Origin of the sequence: Dactylosporangium sp. CA-052675 (assembly GCF_050947935.1) — a bacterium.
Classification (GTDB): Bacteria; Actinomycetota; Actinomycetes; order Mycobacteriales; family Micromonosporaceae; genus Dactylosporangium.
Window position 1 is genome coordinate 3,641,342 of sequence record NZ_CP192010.1, and the last position, 18,039, is coordinate 3,659,380.

At 72.8% G+C, this 18,039-nt stretch carries 13 protein-coding genes; 8 read left to right on the forward strand and 5 right to left on the reverse strand.

Going from position 1 to position 18,039, the window contains the following annotated elements:
* Window positions 1-23: 23 nt before the first annotated feature.
* From ACQP1P_RS16580 to ACQP1P_RS16590, 3 genes are all read left to right on the forward strand, one after another.
* Window positions 24-1,115, forward strand: a complete 1,092-nt coding sequence (locus ACQP1P_RS16580) for a GDP-mannose 4,6-dehydratase (RefSeq protein ID WP_433087562.1) — start codon at window positions 24-26, stop codon at window positions 1,113-1,115.
* Window positions 1,030-1,863: an aldo/keto reductase gene (locus ACQP1P_RS16585; protein WP_433087563.1), complete on the forward strand. Its 834-nt coding sequence runs from the start codon at window positions 1,030-1,032 to the stop codon at window positions 1,861-1,863. The genes ACQP1P_RS16580 and ACQP1P_RS16585 overlap by 86 nt, the downstream gene beginning before the upstream one ends.
* Window positions 1,864-2,050: 187 nt before the next feature.
* Complete coding sequence (locus tag ACQP1P_RS16590) at window positions 2,051-3,310, forward strand: ROK family transcriptional regulator (RefSeq protein WP_433090021.1); 1,260 nt, start codon at window positions 2,051-2,053, stop codon at window positions 3,308-3,310.
* A gap of 529 nt (window positions 3,311-3,839) precedes the next feature.
* Here the strand turns inward: ACQP1P_RS16590 and ACQP1P_RS16595 are convergent.
* Together ACQP1P_RS16595 and ACQP1P_RS16600 are read right to left on the reverse strand one after the other, a co-directional pair.
* Window positions 3,840-6,506 (reverse strand): DUF6493 family protein, encoded by a 2,667-nt coding sequence (locus tag ACQP1P_RS16595; RefSeq protein ID WP_433087564.1) that lies wholly within the window; start codon window positions 6,504-6,506, stop codon window positions 3,840-3,842.
* Window positions 6,503-7,858 carry an SWIM zinc finger family protein gene (locus ACQP1P_RS16600; protein WP_433087565.1) on the reverse strand — a complete coding sequence of 452 codons (1,356 nt, stop codon included), beginning with the start codon at window positions 7,856-7,858 and terminating at the stop codon, window positions 6,503-6,505. Before ACQP1P_RS16600 ends, ACQP1P_RS16595 begins: the two co-directional genes overlap by 4 nt.
* Window positions 7,859-7,896: 38 nt before the next feature.
* Between ACQP1P_RS16600 and ACQP1P_RS16605 the strand changes: the two genes are divergently transcribed.
* Window positions 7,897-8,790 carry an ADP-ribosylglycohydrolase family protein gene (locus ACQP1P_RS16605; RefSeq protein ID WP_433087566.1) on the forward strand — a complete coding sequence of 298 codons (894 nt, stop codon included), beginning with the start codon at window positions 7,897-7,899 and terminating at the stop codon, window positions 8,788-8,790.
* Between the two features lie 201 nt (window positions 8,791-8,991).
* Here ACQP1P_RS16605 and ACQP1P_RS16610 read toward each other — a convergent pair whose 3' ends face one another.
* The 3 genes from ACQP1P_RS16610 to ACQP1P_RS16620 form a co-directional block, all read right to left on the reverse strand.
* Window positions 8,992-9,468, reverse strand: a complete 477-nt coding sequence (locus ACQP1P_RS16610) for a hypothetical protein (RefSeq protein ID WP_433087567.1) — start codon at window positions 9,466-9,468, stop codon at window positions 8,992-8,994.
* Window positions 9,469-9,830: 362 nt separating this feature from the next.
* Complete coding sequence (locus ACQP1P_RS16615; protein WP_433087568.1) at window positions 9,831-10,901, reverse strand: LacI family DNA-binding transcriptional regulator; 1,071 nt, start codon at window positions 10,899-10,901, stop codon at window positions 9,831-9,833.
* 74 nt (window positions 10,902-10,975) lie between these two features.
* Complete coding sequence (locus ACQP1P_RS16620; RefSeq protein WP_433087569.1) at window positions 10,976-12,013, reverse strand: LacI family DNA-binding transcriptional regulator; 1,038 nt, start codon at window positions 12,011-12,013, stop codon at window positions 10,976-10,978.
* A 393-nt stretch (window positions 12,014-12,406) separates the two neighbouring features.
* Between ACQP1P_RS16620 and ACQP1P_RS16625 the strand changes: the two genes are divergently transcribed.
* From ACQP1P_RS16625 to ACQP1P_RS16640, 4 genes are read left to right on the forward strand one after another with little or no spacing between them, the layout of a single operon-like run.
* Window positions 12,407-13,231, forward strand: coding sequence for a carbohydrate ABC transporter permease (locus ACQP1P_RS16625; RefSeq protein ID WP_433087570.1), 825 nt, complete (start codon window positions 12,407-12,409; stop codon window positions 13,229-13,231).
* Window positions 13,228-14,049: a carbohydrate ABC transporter permease gene (locus tag ACQP1P_RS16630; RefSeq protein WP_433087571.1), complete on the forward strand. Its 822-nt coding sequence runs from the start codon at window positions 13,228-13,230 to the stop codon at window positions 14,047-14,049. Before ACQP1P_RS16625 ends, ACQP1P_RS16630 begins: the two co-directional genes overlap by 4 nt.
* Window positions 14,046-16,736: a family 78 glycoside hydrolase catalytic domain gene (locus ACQP1P_RS16635; RefSeq protein ID WP_433087572.1), complete on the forward strand. Its 2,691-nt coding sequence runs from the start codon at window positions 14,046-14,048 to the stop codon at window positions 16,734-16,736. Before ACQP1P_RS16630 ends, ACQP1P_RS16635 begins: the two co-directional genes overlap by 4 nt.
* A gap of 23 nt (window positions 16,737-16,759) precedes the next feature.
* Window positions 16,760-18,022: an ABC transporter substrate-binding protein gene (locus ACQP1P_RS16640; RefSeq protein WP_433087573.1), complete on the forward strand. Its 1,263-nt coding sequence runs from the start codon at window positions 16,760-16,762 to the stop codon at window positions 18,020-18,022.
* The last annotated feature ends 17 nt before the right edge of the window (window positions 18,023-18,039 follow it).

An 18,039-nucleotide genomic window follows, 5' to 3' on the forward strand; every position in this document is an offset into this window, starting at 1 on the left:
CCGGCTCCCTATGAGGAGTTCCAGTGCCACGTGCACTCATCACGGGAATCACCGGACAGGACGGCATGTACCTCGCCGAGTTCCTGACGGCGAAGGGATACCAGGTCTTCGGCCTGCTCCGGGGCCAGCAGAACCCCAAAGCCCCCGCCGTGCAGCGAGCCGTACCGCCGATCCGCCTCGTGGACGGCGACCTCCGCGACCTGCCGAGCCTGATCGCGGCCCTGGAGATCGCCCAACCCGACGAGGTCTACAACCTCGCAGCGATCAGCTTCGTGGGGATGTCCTGGAACCAGGCCGAACTCACCAGCGAGATCACCGGCATGGGCGTGCTGCGGATGCTCGAGGCGGTGCGCATCCACACCCAGGGCGACATGTCGAAGGTCCGCTTCTACCAGGCGTCGAGCTCGGAGATGTTCGGCAAGGTCCACGAGGTGCCGCAGACCGAGACCACGACGTTCCATCCGCGCTCGCCGTACGGCGTTGCCAAGACATTCGGCCACTACATCACCGTCAACTACCGCGAGTCCTACGGTGCTTACGCGTGTTCGGGAATCCTGTTCAACCACGAGAGCCCACGCCGGGGCCAGGAGTTCGTCACCCGGAAGGTCACGCGCGGGGCGGCCCGCATCGCGCTCGGGCTGCAGCGCGAGGTCGTCCTGGGCAACCTCGACTCGCGCCGCGACTGGGGCTTCGCCGGCGACTACGTCGAGGCGATGTGGTTGATGCTCCAGCAGGACGAGCCGGACGACTATGTGATCGCCACCGGCGAGACCCACTCGATCCGGGATCTGCTCGACATCGCCTTCAACCGGGTGGGCATCGCGGACTGGGAGCGCCACGTCCGGCAGGACCCGCGCCTCTTCCGCCCCGCCGAGGTGGACCTGCTCATCGGCGACGCCACGCGGGCCCGGGAACGCCTCGGCTGGAAGCCGCGCGGCGACTTCCGCTCCCTCATCGAGACGATGGTCGATGCCGACCTGGCCGACTCGAGCCGGGAGGCCTCAGCCTCGACAAGGAGGACCTCTGACGATGGGCGCCACCAACGTCCCGATCACGACGCTGGGCTCCGGCCTCGCGATGCCGTACCTGGGCCTCGGCACGTGGACGATGACTGACGCCGATGCCGCGGACACCATTCCGGTGGCCGCCGGCCTCGGCTACCGGATGATCGACACGGCGGCGCTGTACCAGAACGAGCGAGGGGTGGGCCAGGGGGTACGCGGCTCGGGCACACCGCGGGAGGAGTTCTTCATCGTCTCCAAGGTGCGCGGCCGTGATCACGGATACGACCGCACGTTGAAGGCCTTCGACGAGACGCTGGACCGCCTCGACATGGACTACCTCGACCTGTATCTGATCCACTGGCCGATGCCCGGGCGGGACCTCTACGTGGAGACGTGGAAAGCCCTCGTCAGGATCCTCCGCGACGGGCGTACGAAGGCGATCGGCGTCTCGAACTTCACGCCGGCCTACATCGACCGCATCGTCGCCGAGACGGGCGTCGGGCCGGCGGTGAACCAGATCCAGCTGAACCCGCGGGTGACGCAGCGGGCGTCGCGCGCATACGCCGCGGAGCACGGGATCGCACTGCAGACGTGGCGACCGCTGGGCCAGGGCGACCTGCTCGCCGAGCGGGTGGTCCAGGACAGTGCCCAGCGCCACGGCAAGACGCCGGCCCAGATCGTACTGCGATGGCACCTGGAACACGGCCTGAGCCCACTGCCCAAATCGGTGCGCCCTGACCGGCTGGCCGCCAACATCGACGTCTTCGACTTCAGCCTCACGCCCGCGGAGATCGACGCGATATCCGGCCTGGACGGGACCGAGATCGCCGACGACCCGGCGACCACAGAGATCGACTGACCCGCACGGCCCGCCCCGGGGCTCGGTCCGACGCCGGCGCGGATGCGGACGGGCAGCCGAGCGCGCCCGCGTCGGCGGGGTTCTCGGTACGCTGGAGCCTCGGCGTGCGGCGCCCGCCGGTCCTGGCGGGCTCCGCCCGTGACCGTCCGAGCAGATGTCGGAGGTTCGCGTGGCTCTACAGGATCCAATGCCCAACCTCGGCATCCTCTTGCGATACGTCCATCTCGACGGGGCGGTCTCCCGCACGGTGCTGGCCGAGCGGATGGGCCTGAACCGCAGCACGATCATGTCCCTGACCGCCGAGCTGCTCACCGCCGGACTGGTCCGCGAGGAGACGCCGGCCGAGACCGGCCGGCCGGGGCGCCCGTCGCTGGTGGTGCGCCCCGAGCGTGACCGGGTCCACGTGCTGGCCTTCGATGTGGCCGTGGACCGGGTGACCGCGGCCAGGGTGGGTCTGGGCGGGTCCGTGACCGACCGGCTCGAAGCGGTGCGGCCCAGGGCCGGGGCCGATCTCGACCGGGTTGTCGAGGTGCTGGCCCGCTTCGGCCGTCGGCTGCACGACTCGGCGCCGCCCGGTTCGGTCTGCGTCGGGATCGGCGCGTCCTACTGCGGCATGATCCGGCCCGCTGACGGCATGGTCCGCTTCGGCCCTGACCTCGGCTGGGTGGACCAGGCATTCGGCGCCGAGCTCTCCCGGCGGCTCGGCCTGGGCCTGCCGGTGACGGTGGGCAACGAGGCGCACCTGGGCGCCCTGGCCGAACAGCAGCGCGGCGCCGGCATCGGCCTGCAGAACCTCGTCTACCTGCACGGCGATGTGGGAGTCGGCGGCGGGATCATCGTCGGCGGCAAGCTGCTCGACGGCGACGGCGGCTACGGCTGCGAGGTCGGCCACATGGTGATCAACCCCTACGACGGGCGGGCCTGTGGTTGCGGATCCCGGGGGTGCTTCGAGGCCGAGGTCGGCGAGCGAGCCCTGCTCGACAACGCGGGGAGGCCGGCGACGCAGTTCGGCCGTGACGCCGTGCGGGCCGTCATCGACGACGCCGACCGGGGCGATCCGGCCGCGTTGAATGCGGTGCGGCGCATCGGGGACTGGCTCGGCATCGGCGTCGCCAATCTCATCAACCTGTTCAACCCGGCCATGGTGATCTTCGGCGGGATGCTGCGCGACGTCTATCCGGCCGCGATGGCGCAGGTGCGTCACCGCATCGCGAGCAACGTCCTGCCGGTGGCCCGTGAGCGGGTCCAACTGCGCACCTCGGCGCTGGGCGACGACGCGACACTCGTCGGCGCCGCCGAGCTCGGCTTCGCCCCGCTCCTGGCCAACCCGCAGCACCTGCTCACCCGTGCGATCCCCCCGCCCGCCCGGCCCGCACGAGCGCACGCGCGACGCCATGGCGCGGGCGCGGGCAAGCGGGGCGTCGCCGAAATGAGCTCGCCCGCTTGAGCCGGGCCTCGGCGACCCGCGCCGTCGCGGTCGCCGTGGCCCCGGCCCCGGCTCGGACCGGTTGCTCGTCGACGGCTGGATCGACCCGGCACGCCACGACCCCCGCGACGTGGGCGCGGCAGTTGCGAGCGCCGACGTTCGTTGCGGAGCATGACCGGCTGCTGGCCGCGCTCGGCCCTGAGTGATGCCGACCGGCTCGGCCGACGGCGAATCCGGGCGTGATGATGGTTGCCAGACGCAGCGTGTCGGTCTCCACGTTCCTGGCGATCGATCACGCGGCCGCGTTCGGCCGGGCGCTGGACATCGGGCGAGCCGCGGAACGCACCTACGGCAACGCCGGGGGCGTCCGCCTTCGCATCGCTGTGGCAGAGGTCGAGACGCGCGCCATGCTCGGCGACGACCTGGACGGTACTGAGCTCTTCTGCTGGCCGGGGCGAACCGCAGAGCAGGCACGAGCGTCGCGGGACGTCGGCCCGGCGCCGCTCGTCGTCGAGCGGCCCGCGCGCGGGCGGCCGTACCCGCCTCGGGTTCACGGCAGGGCGCCGGCCAGCCGGCGGGCCTCCGTGACCAGGCGCGACGAGCCCTTGCGCGCGGCCAGTTCGCGCAGGCCCTCGATCTGCGCCCCACCCGCGGCCACGGCCGCCGTCTCCGCGGCCAGCGTCAGCAGGTCCGGCGTGCCGCGCGGCGGAGGCGAGGCCGCCAGCAGCGCCGGCAGCGCCGCGGCCAGGAGCCGGAACACGGTGCGCGGTGCCCCGGCGGCGGCCGCGTCACGCAGTGGCTGGACGGTCCGGTTCACGGTCACCGCGCCGCCGGCCGACAGCAGCCCGAGATGGTGCCCGGCCGTCTCGGCGTCGAAGGCGTCGGCGGCGGCCAGCAGCAGCAGGGCGTCCACGGCGGCCAGGCGGTCGGACTCGTGCCGGGCGGCGAGGGCGTAGGCGACGGCGATCGCGAGCGCCGGGCCGCCGTCACCCTCGGCCTCGGCCAGCAGGGGCAGGATCACGCCGCCGCCGCGCTCGTCCATGTCGGCGGCCGCCGCCGTGGCCGGCAGGGCGAACGCGGCGACCAGGCCCCGGTGGCGGGGCAGGACGCCGGGCCACAGCACGTGCCAGCCCTGGCTGCCGGGCACGAACGAGGGCGGCGGCGCGCCGAGCAGGCCGAACGTCTCGCCGCCGTCCGCCTCGGCCGGCGACGTCGTGACCTCGACGCGCAGGGCGGGGAAGCCTGCGTGGGAGTGGTCGTACCGGTGTTGCCGGGGCGGGCGGGGCCGCACGTCGACCCGCCACTGCGGTGCCGGCAGGCCGCCGCCGCGCAGCCACGCCGCGAGGCGTGCGCCGGACGGGGTGCCGAGCGCCTCGGCTCGGGCGGCCGCCGCCGGGTCCGGGCCGGGTGGCAGGCGCAGCATCGCCTGGGCGAGGTCCCAGGGCCACGGGTCGCGGCCGGGGGACTCCCGGTCCGGCGGTTCGTGGCCGGCGCGGGCGGCGAGGCGGTCGAGGAGCACGGCGGTGTCCAGGGCGCCGCCGGCCCATCCCGGGGCGCTCAGCAGGCCGTCGCCCGGGAGGGTCCCGGCGTTGAGGTGCAGGCCGATCTCGGCCAGCCGGGCGCGCAGGAGGCGCTGCGGGGCCGGGACGCGGCGGTCCGGTATCGCCTCGCCCAGCGACAGGAACCGGCGGGCGGCGGTCAGGATCGCGGCCCAGCCGGCGCGGGGCGCCGGCTGCCCGTGCGGGTCCACGGCGGCCTGGAGGACTCCGGTGAAGGCGCCGCACAGGCAGTTGGGGTCCCAGCGGTGCTCGCCCATGCCCTCGCGGTGGCGCTCGAGCACCGGTCGCAGGGCGGCGGCGAGAGCCCGGCGGTCGGCGGCGGCCAGCCGGACGGTGCCGTCGAGGATGCGCTCCATCGGCAGCAGCGCGCTGAACGGGCGGCCGCTGTAGAAGGCGGCCACCTCCTCGGCCAGTTCGTCGGGGTCGGTGATGGGCGGCGGGGCGGGGACCGGCGGTGGGGGCGGCGGGAGGTCGTCGCCCCGGGCGGGCGCGGCGGCCGGGCCGGGAGGCGGTGCGGCCGGGCCGGGAGGCGGTGTGGCCGGGCCGGGAGGCGGTGTGGCCGGGCCGGGAGGCGGTGCGGCCGCGGCCGGGGCGTGCTTGGCCAGCAGCGCGGCGGCGCGCTCGCGCAGGTCGATCGCCGGGTGGTCGAGGGCCTCGGCGAGGGTCGCGGCGATGTCGGCCCTGCGGTGCGGGTGGCGGCGGATCAGGTGCTCCAGCCACGTGAGCTGGGCGCGGACCAGGGTCTTGTCGGGGCGGCGCAGGACGGCCCGGGAGGACTCCAGGACCGCATCCAGGTCGAGGTCGCCGGCGGTGCGCAGGGACTTCTGGGCGGCCGTGGCCACCGCGGCCGGGGCGTCGGACAGCAGGCGCAGGTAGTCCCCGGCGTGGCGGGCCACCTCCGCGGGGGCCGGGGCGAGGGCGGTCAGCAGGGCCAGGTAGGCGCGGGTGGCCGGGCGGCGGTCGGTGCCGCGCAGGAGCCGCGTGAGCGTCGCCGTTAGCAGGACGGCGCGGTCCAGGCGGCCCTCCGACGCCAGTTCGGCCAGGGCCTCGACGAGCGCCGAGGCGCCGCCGGGCCGGCCGTGCACTTCCCACACCAGCAGGCGTTCGCCAGCGCCGTCGGCGGTGAACAGGCGCGGGACGATGTCGTCCAGGAAGGGGTCGGCGCGCAGGCGCTCGGCGATCGGGACCGAGCGCATGCGGTCCTTGCGCGGATAGCCCACATCCAGCAGCCAGCCGAGGACGAACCAGTCGCCGGGCGGGGCGGGGGTGCCGGTGGCGGTCAGTAGCGTGGCGACGAAGTCCCACGTGCCGTCCCAGAGGTCGTCGTCGGCACGGTCGCTGAGCCGGGCGGCGAGGTCGGGCAGCCAGGTGATGCCGCGGTCGCGGGCCGTGGCCAGGACCGCGGCGGCGGTGGTCGGGATGGGGGAGAAGTCGCGGCGGCGCAGGATGCGGGCGGCGGCCGCGGCCGACGGGGCCGTGCCGACCGCGGCCACGGCCACGGCCGTATACGCCGGGCCGCGCCAGGGGGCGCGGGAGCGGCTCTTGACGTGCGCCTCCAGGGCCTTGAAGGCGGCCGGGCGGCCGGACTCGTCGAGCGCCGCGACGGTCGCGGCCACGTCGTCGACCTTCCCCCCGGCGATCAGGTCGAGGTCGATCACGCCTTGCCCCCGGTGCCCGCGACGCTCCCGGCGATGGTGACGGCGAGGGCGTGCTTGCAGGGGCCGCGGGTGCCGCGGTGCTTGCCCCACCACGGGCAGGTGCAGGTCGTGCCGTCGCGCAGGACCCGGACGCGGTAGGTCTCGGTGCCGCTGCGCACCGTCGCGGCCGTGACGCCCTCGGCGGCCGGGGCGTCGAACGTGACGGCGCCGGACTCGGCCAGCGTGCGGGCGCCGACCAGGCGCGGGTTGTCGCGCTCGGCCCGGGCCGCGTCGTAGGGCATCACGCGGTGGAAATACGCGGTCTCGGCGACGTCGTAACCGACCCGGCCCGCGGTGCCGAGCTGGGCCAGGGCGGCCCGCACGCGGCGGGGGTCCAGGGCGGCGGCATCGGCCAGGGCGGTGACGTCGATGGCCGGGTCCCAGGCGAGGAGGGCGCCGACGAGCTCGGCGTCGTCGGTGACCTCGTCGGCGGCCAGGGAGGTCAGGGCGGCGCCCTCGCCGGAGAAACCGCGGTGGACCTCCGGCGAGAGGGTCAGGGTCAGGCGCAGTGCGCTCGTGCGCAGCTCCCAGGCGCTGGCCACGGGCGGGGAGCCGGCCGCGACCGGCGGGCCGTAGACACGGAGGCGGTCACCGTGGCGCAGCAGCGGCCGCAGCGCGGCGAGCCGTCCGGCGCCGGCCAGGCAGACCGCGCCCGGGACCGGGCGGGAGGTCAGGCGCAGCGAGCGTCCGGCCGGGACCGCCCACAGGACCGAGCGGTCGCCGGCGCCGGGCAGGCGGCGCAGGAACGCGGCCGCCTCGGCGGCGGGCAGCTCGGCGCGCAGGTCGAAACCGGCCGAGAGCACGTGGACCTCGGCGAAGCCGCGCAGCCAGCGGGCCGGGAGCGGCACCTTCTTCTCCACGATGGTGCCGTCGAGGGTCGAGCCGGCGAGGGCGTCGGGGCCGACGGACAGGTGCAGCGGGTCGAGGCCGGCGATGCGGGCGAGGGCCTCGCGCAGCGGCGGGTTGACGTCGACGTTGGTGGTGCCGTGGCCGAGGACCTCGCCGTCGAGGCCGGGCGGGAGGATGTCGAGGCGGGCGTAGACGCCGCAGCAGCCGGAGAACGACTCGAAGCGCAGCCGGTCGTCGCTGCCGGTGACGACCGGGTCGAGGCTGGCCGGGTCCCGGGGCTGGTGATAGCGGGTGCGGGCAACGTCGGCGACGGCGAGCAGGCCGGCGGCGGCCGCGGGGGGCGTGGTCAGGAAGCCGGAGAAGAAGCGCGGGTTGGCGGCGGGGCCGCCGCTGGTCTGCAGGGCCACCCCATCGGCGCCCGCGGTCGAGGGGGCGAGATACCGGAACTCCTGGACGACGCTCACGTGGCCGACCATAGCGGCCGGGTGTGACAATTTTTTCGATGACCGACTTCGGATGCTTGCGTGACAGCCTGGACGGGCTGAGTGTGGGGGACGCCCTTGGGGCGCAGTTCTTCGTTCCCGGTACGACCTTCGACGACCTCCTCGACGGCACGGCCCCCGCGGGATCGTGGCCGTGGACCGACGACACCGAGATGGCGAGCGTGCTCGCGGCGCAGCTGATCCAGGACGGCGCCGTCGACCAGGACCGCCTGGCGCGGGCCTTCGCGGAGCGGTTCGAGCCCTACCGCGGCTACGGCGGCGGCGCGGTGGTGATCCTGCGCCGCATCCGCGAGGGCGAGCCGTGGCGGGACGTGGCCCGGGACGCGTTCGGCGGGCAGGGTTCGATGGGCAACGGGGCGGCGATGCGGGTCGCGCCGCTCGGGGCGTTGCACGCCGGCGACGCGCGCACGGCGGCGCTGGAGGCGATGCGCTCGGCCGAGGTCACGCACGCGCACGCCGAGGGGATCCTCGGCGCGGTCGCCGTCGCCGTCGCGGCCGCCGAGGCGGCATGGGCGCGGCTCGTGCGCAACCGGCCCGAGCCGCGGGAGCTGCTCGACGCCGTGGCCGGGTACCTCGTCGACGGCGGCGTCCTCACGGGCGTGCGCCGGGCGCGGCGGCTGCTCGGGGCGAGCGTCGCCGAGGCGGCCTACGAGCTCGGCAACGGCTCGCAGGTGCTCGCGCAGGACACGGTGCCGTTCGCGCTGTGGGTGGCCGCGACCCGGCTCGACGACTACCCGGCGGCGATCCGGGCGTGTGTCGAGGCCGGCGGCGACGTCGACACCACGGGCGCGATCGTCGGCGGGATCGTGGCCGCGTACACGGGCCGGGCCGGGATCCCGCCGCTGTGGCTGGCCCAGCGCGAGCCGTTGCCGCACCTCGAGAACGCGGCCTGACCCGGTCAGCCCACCGACGCCATCTCCCGGGCGATCGCCGTGACGGTACGGGTGCGAAACAGGCCGTATCCACGTCGAAGAGCAGCCGCACGGCCCCGGGCCCGCCGTCCGCTTCAATGTGTCCGCCTGCCGGGGAGGTTCGACCGGCAACCGCGAGATGGCGGCCCTGGGGGACGCCGCGCTTCGGTTTTGAGCACGCCGTTAGCCCAGCGTCGTCAAAACGTGGTCGACCGCCTGCCCGACGGCGTACCTCGAGGCGTCGGTGTCATCGAGGGTGTCGAAGGCATGCCGCCCGGCCGGCACGTCCACGATCGTCAGATTCGCCTCGGCGAACCTCGCCGCCGCCACGAACTCGGCAACGGTGGCGGCGAGGTCCGGGCGCTCCAGGCCGACCCGGGTGAGCACGATCGGCAGTGCGCTGGCGCGCATCGCACCGGCGACCCCGGCCGCGGCCGCCGCACCGACGGCCTCGACCGCGTCGATCGGCCGGAAGCTCGGCTCGAGCTCGGAGCCGCCGAGCCGTGGATAGGTCAGGGCGACGCAGCGCAGCCACGACGGCGGGTCGCGCAGCCAGTCCGCGCACAGCGGTCCGCCGCCGGAGAAGAACCACAGCGCGATGCGGTCGCCGTCGACGCGCGGGTGCTCGCGGGCCCGGTCGACCGCCTCGCGAACCACCATGGCGGACCGTGGATAGGCATCGAAGCCGTGCAGCGGATGGTCGAGGACCACGGCTACGACACCGCGGCCGGCGAGCAGGGAGCCGTAACCGCGATACGCCGGCCAGTCCCGCGGTGTGGGCGTAAGGGCCGCGGGCACCGGTCCGCCGTGGACGATCACCACTGCGGGCCGTGCGCGTCCAGCGCTTCCATCGGGTAGGTAGAGGTCCGCCGTATCGCCGCGCTCCGGATCGACCGGATCAACCGGAATCACCAGCGGTCGCAGGTAGTCGGGAGGCTGCACGCCGGCCAGCGTAGGCGACCATGACACACCTGGGCATCGTCGAGGTCGCGATCGTGGCGTGGCGTGGCGTGGCGGGAATGCTACGAGTCGGAGGGCGCCCGGTCAGGGGTCACCGCACCGTGCGGCGGGGCGGTGGTGCTGCGGGGTACGAGCGTCGGGCTGATCTTCATATGGGTGGCGGTTCGGCTGTGATCGGCGGTGCGGTCCAGCAGGAGCCGGGCCGCGTTGCGGCCCATCTGGCGGCCGCCCTGGTCGACGCTCGTGAGCCCGACGGGCGCGAACGCGGCGAACATGGTGTTGTCGTAGCCGGCCACGGCGATGTCGTCGGGCACGGCGAGCCCCGCATCGGCGAGCGCCTGCATCACGCCCATGGCGACGATGTCGGCGCCCGCGAAGATGGCCGTCGGCGGGTGCTTGCGCTCCAGCAGCTGCTTGGCCCCGAGGTGGCCGCCCTTCTGGGTGTAACTGGTGGAGGCGATGTCGATGTACTGCTCGAGACCGCGGGCGCGCATGGCCAGCCGGTAGCCTTCGGCGCGCACGGCGTTGGGCATCTCGGCGATGCGGTCGCGGTCGCGTTCCAGGTGCTCGATATGGGCGATGCGGCGGTGGCCGAGGTCGGCGAGATGGTTCACCACGAGTGCGGCGCCGGCGAGATCGTCGTCCGCGACCGAGTCGTAGCCGGCGGAGCGTCCGTGCCGGCCGACGATGACGGTCGGCACCCGGCCGGCGACGTGGTCGAGGTGGCGGCGGGACGACACCGGCGCGACGAGGATGAGCCCGTCCATACTGTGGTCGATCATGTTCTCGGTGACGTGGGCCTCGGCGGCTTCCCCGTTGCTGCCCGGTCCGATGAGCACCTGATAGCCGGCCTCGTCCAGGATCTCCGTGGCGCCGTCGAGCACGTCGGCGAAGAACGGGTTGCGGATGTTGGGCAGCATGACGCCGATGGTGTACGTCTGGCCACGCATGCCGCGGGCGGAGGCGTGCGGGCGGTACTCGAGCTCGGCGATGGCTTTGCGGACCTTGGCCTGCATCTCGGCGCTCGCGCCGTAGGCGTTGCGCAGCACCTTCGACACCGCCGTGACCGAGACACCGGCGTGCCGGGCCACGTCGACGATGGTGACTCGCCGCGCTGCCGCCGGCTTCGGCATTCGGCCTCCTTGCGGGTGCGGGCAACGTTGCCGGAAGTGTACGGCCGGCTGCCGGTCCGGCGCGCGGCCGATGGTCAGGGTGGCGGCGCGGTGGAGCGCCGGGTGACGAGGGTGGGCGTGAGTTTGATGTGGCTGGCGGGTGCGTGGCGGCTGGTGAACCGTTCCAGCAGGAGGCGGGCGGCGTTGCCGCCGATCTGGCGCCCCGCCTGGTCGACCGTGGTCAGTGAGACCGGGTTGAAGGCGGCCAGGGCGATGTTGTCGTAGCCGGCCAGGGAGATGTCGGCCGGGACGCGGCGCCCGGCGTCGGCGAGCGCCTGCAGGGCGCCGATGGCGACGACGTCGGCACCGGCGAAGAGGGCCGTCGGCAGCGTAGGGCGGGCGAGGAGTTGCTGCACGGCGAGATAGCCGCCGTCGTGGGTGTAGGTGGTCGTGACGACGTCGATCTCGTCCTCGAGTCCGTGCGTCCGCATGGCGTCGCGGTAGCCGAGTGCCCGCACGGCGTTGGGCATCTCGGCCAGCCGGGCCGCGTCGGTCTCGTGATGGTCGATCAGCGCGATGCGCCGGTGTCCGAGGCCGACGAGGTGGTTGACGACGAGATGGGCGCCGGCGTGGTCGTCGTCGGTGACGGTGTCGTACAGCGCGGAGCGGCCGTGCCGCCCGACCACGACCGTGGACACCGCGCGGGCGATGTGCTCCAGCCGGGCGCGCGAGGCCAGCGGCGCGATCAGCACCAGGCCGTCCATGCCATGGTCGATCATGGCCTCGGTGACGCGGGACTCGGTTTCCTCGCTGCTGTAGCTGCTGCCGTGCAGCAGTTGGTAGCCGGTCCCGCGCAGGCGCTCGTGGAGGCCCTCGAGGATGTCGGCGAAGAACGGGTTGCGAATGTCGGGCAGCATCACGCCGATCGTGTAGGTGCGGCCGCGCATCCCGCGGGCGGCAGCGTACGGGCGGTAGCCGAGGTCCTCGATGGCCTGCCGGACCCGCGCCCGCGCGGCCGGGCTGGCTCCGGCGGCGTTGCGCAGCACCTTCGACACCGTGGTCGTGGACACCTGGGCGCGCCGGGCGACGTCAACGATGGTGACGCGGCGGTCTACCGCGCCGGACGTCGTCACTGGACCAGTACCTCCCACGGGGGATGGGTAACGTTACCTCGGGCAGTGTAGAGCCGGGCACCTTCCGATGCCCAGACTTCACCACCGGGGAGACCGAGAAACCTCGGGGAAGCAGGTCGGTCCCCTTGACGTAACACTGTGCCGAACCTATGGTCGGCGTCACACATTTGGAAAACGTTGCCCACGGTGTCCTGCTCCCTCGCTGATCAAGCGGGATCGGACCGGTGTCGCCTGATTTGTGCTGGTCGTACCGACCCAGGTTGAATGAAACGTTTTAGAAGGTGGCCGCAGCCGATGACATCTGTTGTGCAAGCACCGACCGAACCTCACGCCGGGCCGAGCCGGCGCCGCAGGACGGATCCGCCCTGGTGGTTTGCGGCCCCGGCACTGGTCTTGTTCGCCTTCGTGGTCCTGCTGCCGAGCGCCCGGGGCGTGTACTACGCCTTCACCGACTGGGACGGCCTGTCACCGACCTGGACCTTCGTCAAGTTCGACAACTTCACGTCGATGCTGGACGACCCGAACGCCATCCAGGCGGTGTGGCACACCCTGCTGATCGCGGTGACCATCACGATCATCCAGAACGGTGCCGGGCTGCTGCTCGCGCTGGGCGTCAACACGATCATCAAGTCGCGCAACGTCCTGCGGGTGTTCCTGTTCGCACCGGCCGTCGTGACGCCGATCGTCACCGCCTATCTCTGGCGCAACCTGCTCGGCCCGGACGGTGCCGTCAACAGCCTGTTGTCCGCCGTCGGGCTCGAGTCCTGGCGGCAGGACTGGCTCGGCGACCCGCAGCTGGCGCTGTGGTCGGTGGTCGCGGTGATCGTGTGGCAGTTCGCCGGATACTCGATGGTCATCTTCCTCGCCGGGCTGCAATCGATCCCGAAGGAGATCTACGAGGCGGCGGCCATGGACGGCACCGGCCCGGTCCGCCGCTTCTGGTCGATCGTCCGGCCGCTGCTGGCGCCCGCGATCACCATCAACCTGATGCTGTCGATCATCGGCGGGATCAAGTTGTTCGACCAGGTGTACGCCCTGACCGGCGGCGGCCCGGGCCACGCCACCGACACCATCTCGACGCTGATCTACAAGGACGCCTTCACGCTGGGGGAGTTCGGCTACAGCATCGCGCTGGCCGTCGTCCTCACGATCATCGTCGCGGTCGCCTCCAGCGGGCAGTACCTGGTCCTGTCCCGCAACGAGCGGGCGGCGTCGTGAACCGGTACCGATGGCGGACCTTCGCCCTGGAAGCCGTGATGGTCGCCGCCGCCGCGGTCATCGGGTTCCCCGTGTACATCCTGGTGAACCTGGCCGTGCGGGCCCCGTCCGACACCAGCTCGCCGATCAGGCCGACCACCTCGCCCACGCTGTCGAACTTCGGCGCCGCGTGGCAGCAGGCCGGCCTCGGCGGCGCCCTGATCAACAGCGCCCTGGTCACGGCGATCAGTGTCGCGGTCGTGCTCGTCGTCTCCGCGCTGGCCGCGTACCCGCTGGCGCGGATCACCACCGCGTGGTCACGGGGCACGTTCCTGCTCATCATGCTCGGCCTCGTCCTGCCGTTCCAGCTCGCGGCGCTGCCGCTGTACCAGACGATGCGTGACCTCGGCCTGCTCGGGTCCGTGTGGGCACTGGTGTTGTTCTACTCGGGTCTGCAGGTGCCCTTCACCACCTTCCTGTACGTCGGGTTCCTGCGCTCGCTGCCGCGGGAGTTCGAGGACGCCGCGGCCATCGACGGCGCCACCCCGGTCGGGATGTTCCGGTACGTGGTGTTCCCGATGCTCAAGCCGGTCACAGTGACCGCGCTGGTCCTCAACGCGGTCGCGGTCTGGAACGACTTCTTCACCCCGCTGCTGTACCTCAGCGGCGGCACCCAGCAGACGGTGCCGGTGGCGCTGGCCGGCTTCTTCGGCCAGTACGTCTCGGACTGGAACCTCGTCTTCGCCGCGCTGGTGATCAGCATCGTCCCGGTGCTCGCCGTGTACTTCGCGCTGCAGCGCAGCATCATCAACGGCTTCGCCGGAGGGCTCAAGGGATGACGACGCACATTTACGGACTGCAGACCGAGCAGCGCGCCGAGCCGCTCGGACTCGACCGGCCCCGGCCGCGGCTGTCGTGGAAGCTCGACAGCGACCGGCGCGGCGCCGCCCAGTCGGCGTACCGGATCACCGCCGCCCGGCGGCGCGAGGACCTCGACGAGCGGGGCCGGCTGGTGTGGGACTCGGGCCGCCGCGAATCCGGTGACAGTGTGCTCATCGCCTGGGACGGGCCCGTCCTGGAGTCGGCGACGCGCTACCACTGGCGCGTCGAGGTGTGGGACGAGGCCGGCGAACCCGTCGAAGCGGCCGAGTCCTGGTTCGAGACCGGGCTGCTGCATCACAGCGAGTGGTCGGCAGTGTGGATCGGCCGGGACATGGCAGCGTTGCCACCCGTCGAGCCGCCGGGAGCCGACGACATCCCCGGCGCGGACCTGTACCAGCCGCCGCTGTACCTGCGGCGGACGTTCCAGATCGACCGGCAACCGGTACGGGCCCGGCTGTACGCCACCGCCCGGGGTATCTACGAGCCGCGGCTCAACGGTGCCCGGGTCGGCGACCACGAGCTGGCGCCCGGCTGGACCGAATACCACCGCCGCCTGCAGTACCAGACCTACGACGTGACCGGACAGCTCCGCGTCGGCGCCAACGTGCTGGCCGCGATCGTCGCCGACGGCTGGTGGAGCGGCTATGTCGGATTCGACCCGCGCCGGGCCGCACAGCACTACGGGGACCGCCCGGCGTTCCTGGCCCAGCTGGTCGTCGACTTCGCCGACGGCTCCCGGCGGGTCGTGGCGACGGACGCGGCATGGATGGACGGACCCGGCGCGATCGTCGGCGCCGACCTGCTCATGGGCCAGGTCGTGGACGCCCGGCGGCACGGTCCCGGCTGGGACGAGCCCGGCGCGGTGGACCGGTTCCGCCCGGTCGTCGTCGTCGACACGCGGCCCGGACCGCTGGTCGCCGAGCCGGACCATCCGGTGCGCGTCACCGCCCAGCTTCCGGCCGTGACGGTCGAGCGGCGCGGCCCCGGCCGGTACATCGTCGACTTCGGGCAGAACCTCGTCGGCCGGGTCCGGCTGACGCTGCACTCGGCACCTGCCGGCGGTCGGCTCACGATCCGGCACGCCGAGATGCTGACCGGCGGGGAGCTGTACCTGGCGAACCTGCGCCGGGCCGCGGCCACCGACGTCTACGTCACGGCCGGCGCGGCGCTGGAGGTCTTCGAACCGCAGTTCACCGTGCACGGCTTCCGCTACATCGAGGTCGACGGTCACCCGGGCGAGCTCGACGCCGCGGACGTGCTCGCCCGGGTGCTGCACACGGACACGCCGTGGACCGGCCGGTTCGAATGCTCCGACCCGACCGTCAATCGCCTGTACGACAACATCCAATGGGGGCAGCGCGGCAACTTCGTCGCCGTGCCGACCGACTGTCCCCAGCGGGACGAACGCCTCGGCTGGCTCGCCGACGCACACATCTTCGCGCCGACCGCGAGCCGCAACGCCGACGTCGCGGCCTTCTTCGCCCGCTGGATGCAGGACGTCGTCGACGGCCAGGATCCCGGCGGCGCGTTCCGCGACGTCGCGCCGGCCATCACCCTCCAGCGCGAGGCCGCTCCCGCCTGGGGCGACGCCGGAGTGATCATTCCCTGGCATCTGTGGCGCACCTACGGCGACCGGCAGGCCCTGGAGCACGCCTACCCGGCCATGCTGCGCTGGATCGGGCACATCCGCCGGCACAACCCGGACCTGCGGTGGCGCAACCGTACCGGGAACAACTACGGCGACTGGCTGCAGATCGGCGCGGACACCCCACGCGAAGTCCTGGCGACCGCCTACTACGCCCGCAGCACCGCGATCGTCGCCGCCGCCGCCGACGTGCTCGGTCACGCGGCCGAGGCGGCCGAGCATCGCACGCTGCACGCTGCCATCCGGCAGGCGTTCATCGACTCCTACGTCCGCGACGACGGTACCGTCGAAGGGCAGACCCAGACCGGCTACCTGCTCGCGCTCGGCTTCGGCCTCCTGCCGGAGAACCTCGTCCCGGCGGCCGTCAAACACCTCGCGGCCGACATCGAACAACGAGGCGGTCTGCTCACCACGGGGTTCATCGGCGTGTCGCTGCTCTGCCCGATCCTGGCCGAACACGGCCGGGCCGACCTCGCGTACACGCTGCTGCACCAGGATGCGTTTCCGTCCTGGGGCTACTCGATCCGCCACGGCGCCACCACCATCTGGGAGCGCTGGGACGGCTGGACCGAACACGACGGCTTCCAGGCCGACGCCATGAACTCCTTCAACCACTACAGCCTCGGCAGCGTCGGCGACTGGCTCTTCGGCCGGGTCGCCGGGATCGAGCAGGCGCCGAGTTCGGTGGCGTACCGCGACCTGCTGCTGCGCCCGCTGCCCGGCGGCCGGCTCACCTGGGCCCGCGCCGAGCAGGACACCGCCCGCGGCACGGTCTCCTGCGGGTGGGCCATCGCCGACGACCGGATCACCGTGACCGCCACGGTGCCACCGGGCAGTACCGCGGCACTGGAACTGCCCACCGCGGACCCGGATGGTGTCCACGAGGACGGCTCACCGATCGCCGGCCGTCCCGGCGTACTGCGCACGGCGGCGTCACCCACCGGGCTGACCGTCTGGTTGGCGTCCGGCCGCTACACCTTCACCGCATCCCGCCCTTGATCACACCCCCATCAGGAGATGCCATGCACCTGTCCCGGATACCGATCCTCGCTGCGGCACTGACCACCGCCCTCGTGCTCGGTGCCTGCAGCAGCGGCACGAACGCCGGCTCCGGCGGCGACGACAAGACGCTCACCCTCGCCTCTGTCGACCAGGGTTCCATCGAGGATGTCGTCAAGGCCTTCGAAACCGCCAATCCGGGCGTCAAGGTCCGCTACACCACCAGCGGCGCCGACCAGTACCAGCAGCAGATCCGCACCCAGCTCGCCTCCGGCACCGCCCCCGACGTCATGACCGTCTGGCCCGGCAACGGCAACCCCGGGGCCACGTTCGTGCTGGCCAAGCCCGGCTACCTGATGGACCTGTCGGACCAGCCGTGGGCCGCCAGACTCCCGGCCGGACTCAAGGGGGTCACCCAGTACGACGGCAAGACCTACAACGCGGTGTTCGGCCTCAACGGCATCGGCGCCGTCTACAACCAGCAGGCCCTCGACAAGGCCGGCCTGCAGGCGCCGACGACCTGGACGGAGCTGCTGACGTTCTGCCGCGCCGCCGCCGGCAAGGGCACGCCGGCGTTCGCGCTCGGGATCCAGGACAACTGGGTGAACCAGCTGGCCCTGTACGCACTGGTGGCCACGCTGGTCTACGGCCCCGACAAAGACTTCGACACCAAGATGCAGAGCGGCTCGGCCACCTTCGCGCAGTCGCCGTGGGCCGCGGCGATGGCGAAGTACCAGGAGATGGACAAGACCGGCTGCTTCCAGAAGAACCCGCTGGGCACCAGCTACGAGGCCAGTCAGGACCTCGCCGCCACCGGCAAGACCCTCGGCATCATCCAGGGCAACTGGGTCGTCGCCCTGCTCAAGGGCAAGAACCCCGCCGGGACCTTCACCCTCAGAGCGCTGCCGGCCACCGACACCCCGGCCACCTTCATGATGCCCGCGGCCGCCGGAGCCGGCTACGGCGTCAACGCCAAGACCAAGAACAAGGAACTCGCGCTGAAATTCATCAGCTACATCATGTCGCCCGAGGGCATGAAGGTGTTCAACACCAAGCAGGGCAGCCTGCCGTCCATCCCCGACAACGGCTCGGGCGTCGACCCGGCCTTCACCGAGCTCACCACGTACCTGAAAGACAACAAGACGGTGCCGTTCATGGACCAGCTGTGGCCGAACGCGAAGGTGCAGCAGACGATGCTGTCCGGCCTGCAGGAGATCTTCAGCGGGCAGTCGACGCCGGACAAGGTCCTCGCCGCGATGGACGCCGACTACAAGGCCGGCGCCTGACCCGACCGACGCCCCGC

Bases quoted from the DNA above. Each gene is read 5' to 3' on its own strand.
- ACQP1P_RS16585 (WP_433087563.1), top strand. From the start codon at position 1,030: ATGGGCGCCACCAACGTCCCGATCACGACGCTGGGCTCCGGCCTCGCG.
- ACQP1P_RS16590 (WP_433090021.1), top strand. From the start codon at position 2,051: ATGCCCAACCTCGGCATCCTCTTGCGATACGTCCATCTCGACGGGGCG.
- ACQP1P_RS16605 (WP_433087566.1), top strand. From the start codon at position 7,897: ATGACCGACTTCGGATGCTTGCGTGACAGCCTGGACGGGCTGAGTGTG.
- ACQP1P_RS16610 (WP_433087567.1), bottom strand. From the start codon at position 9,468: ATGGTGGTTCGCGAGGCGGTCGACCGGGCCCGCGAGCACCCGCGCGTC.
- ACQP1P_RS16615 (WP_433087568.1), bottom strand. From the start codon at position 10,901: ATGCCGAAGCCGGCGGCAGCGCGGCGAGTCACCATCGTCGACGTGGCC.
- ACQP1P_RS16635 (WP_433087572.1), top strand. From the start codon at position 14,046: ATGACGACGCACATTTACGGACTGCAGACCGAGCAGCGCGCCGAGCCG.
- ACQP1P_RS16640 (WP_433087573.1), top strand. From the start codon at position 16,760: ATGCACCTGTCCCGGATACCGATCCTCGCTGCGGCACTGACCACCGCC.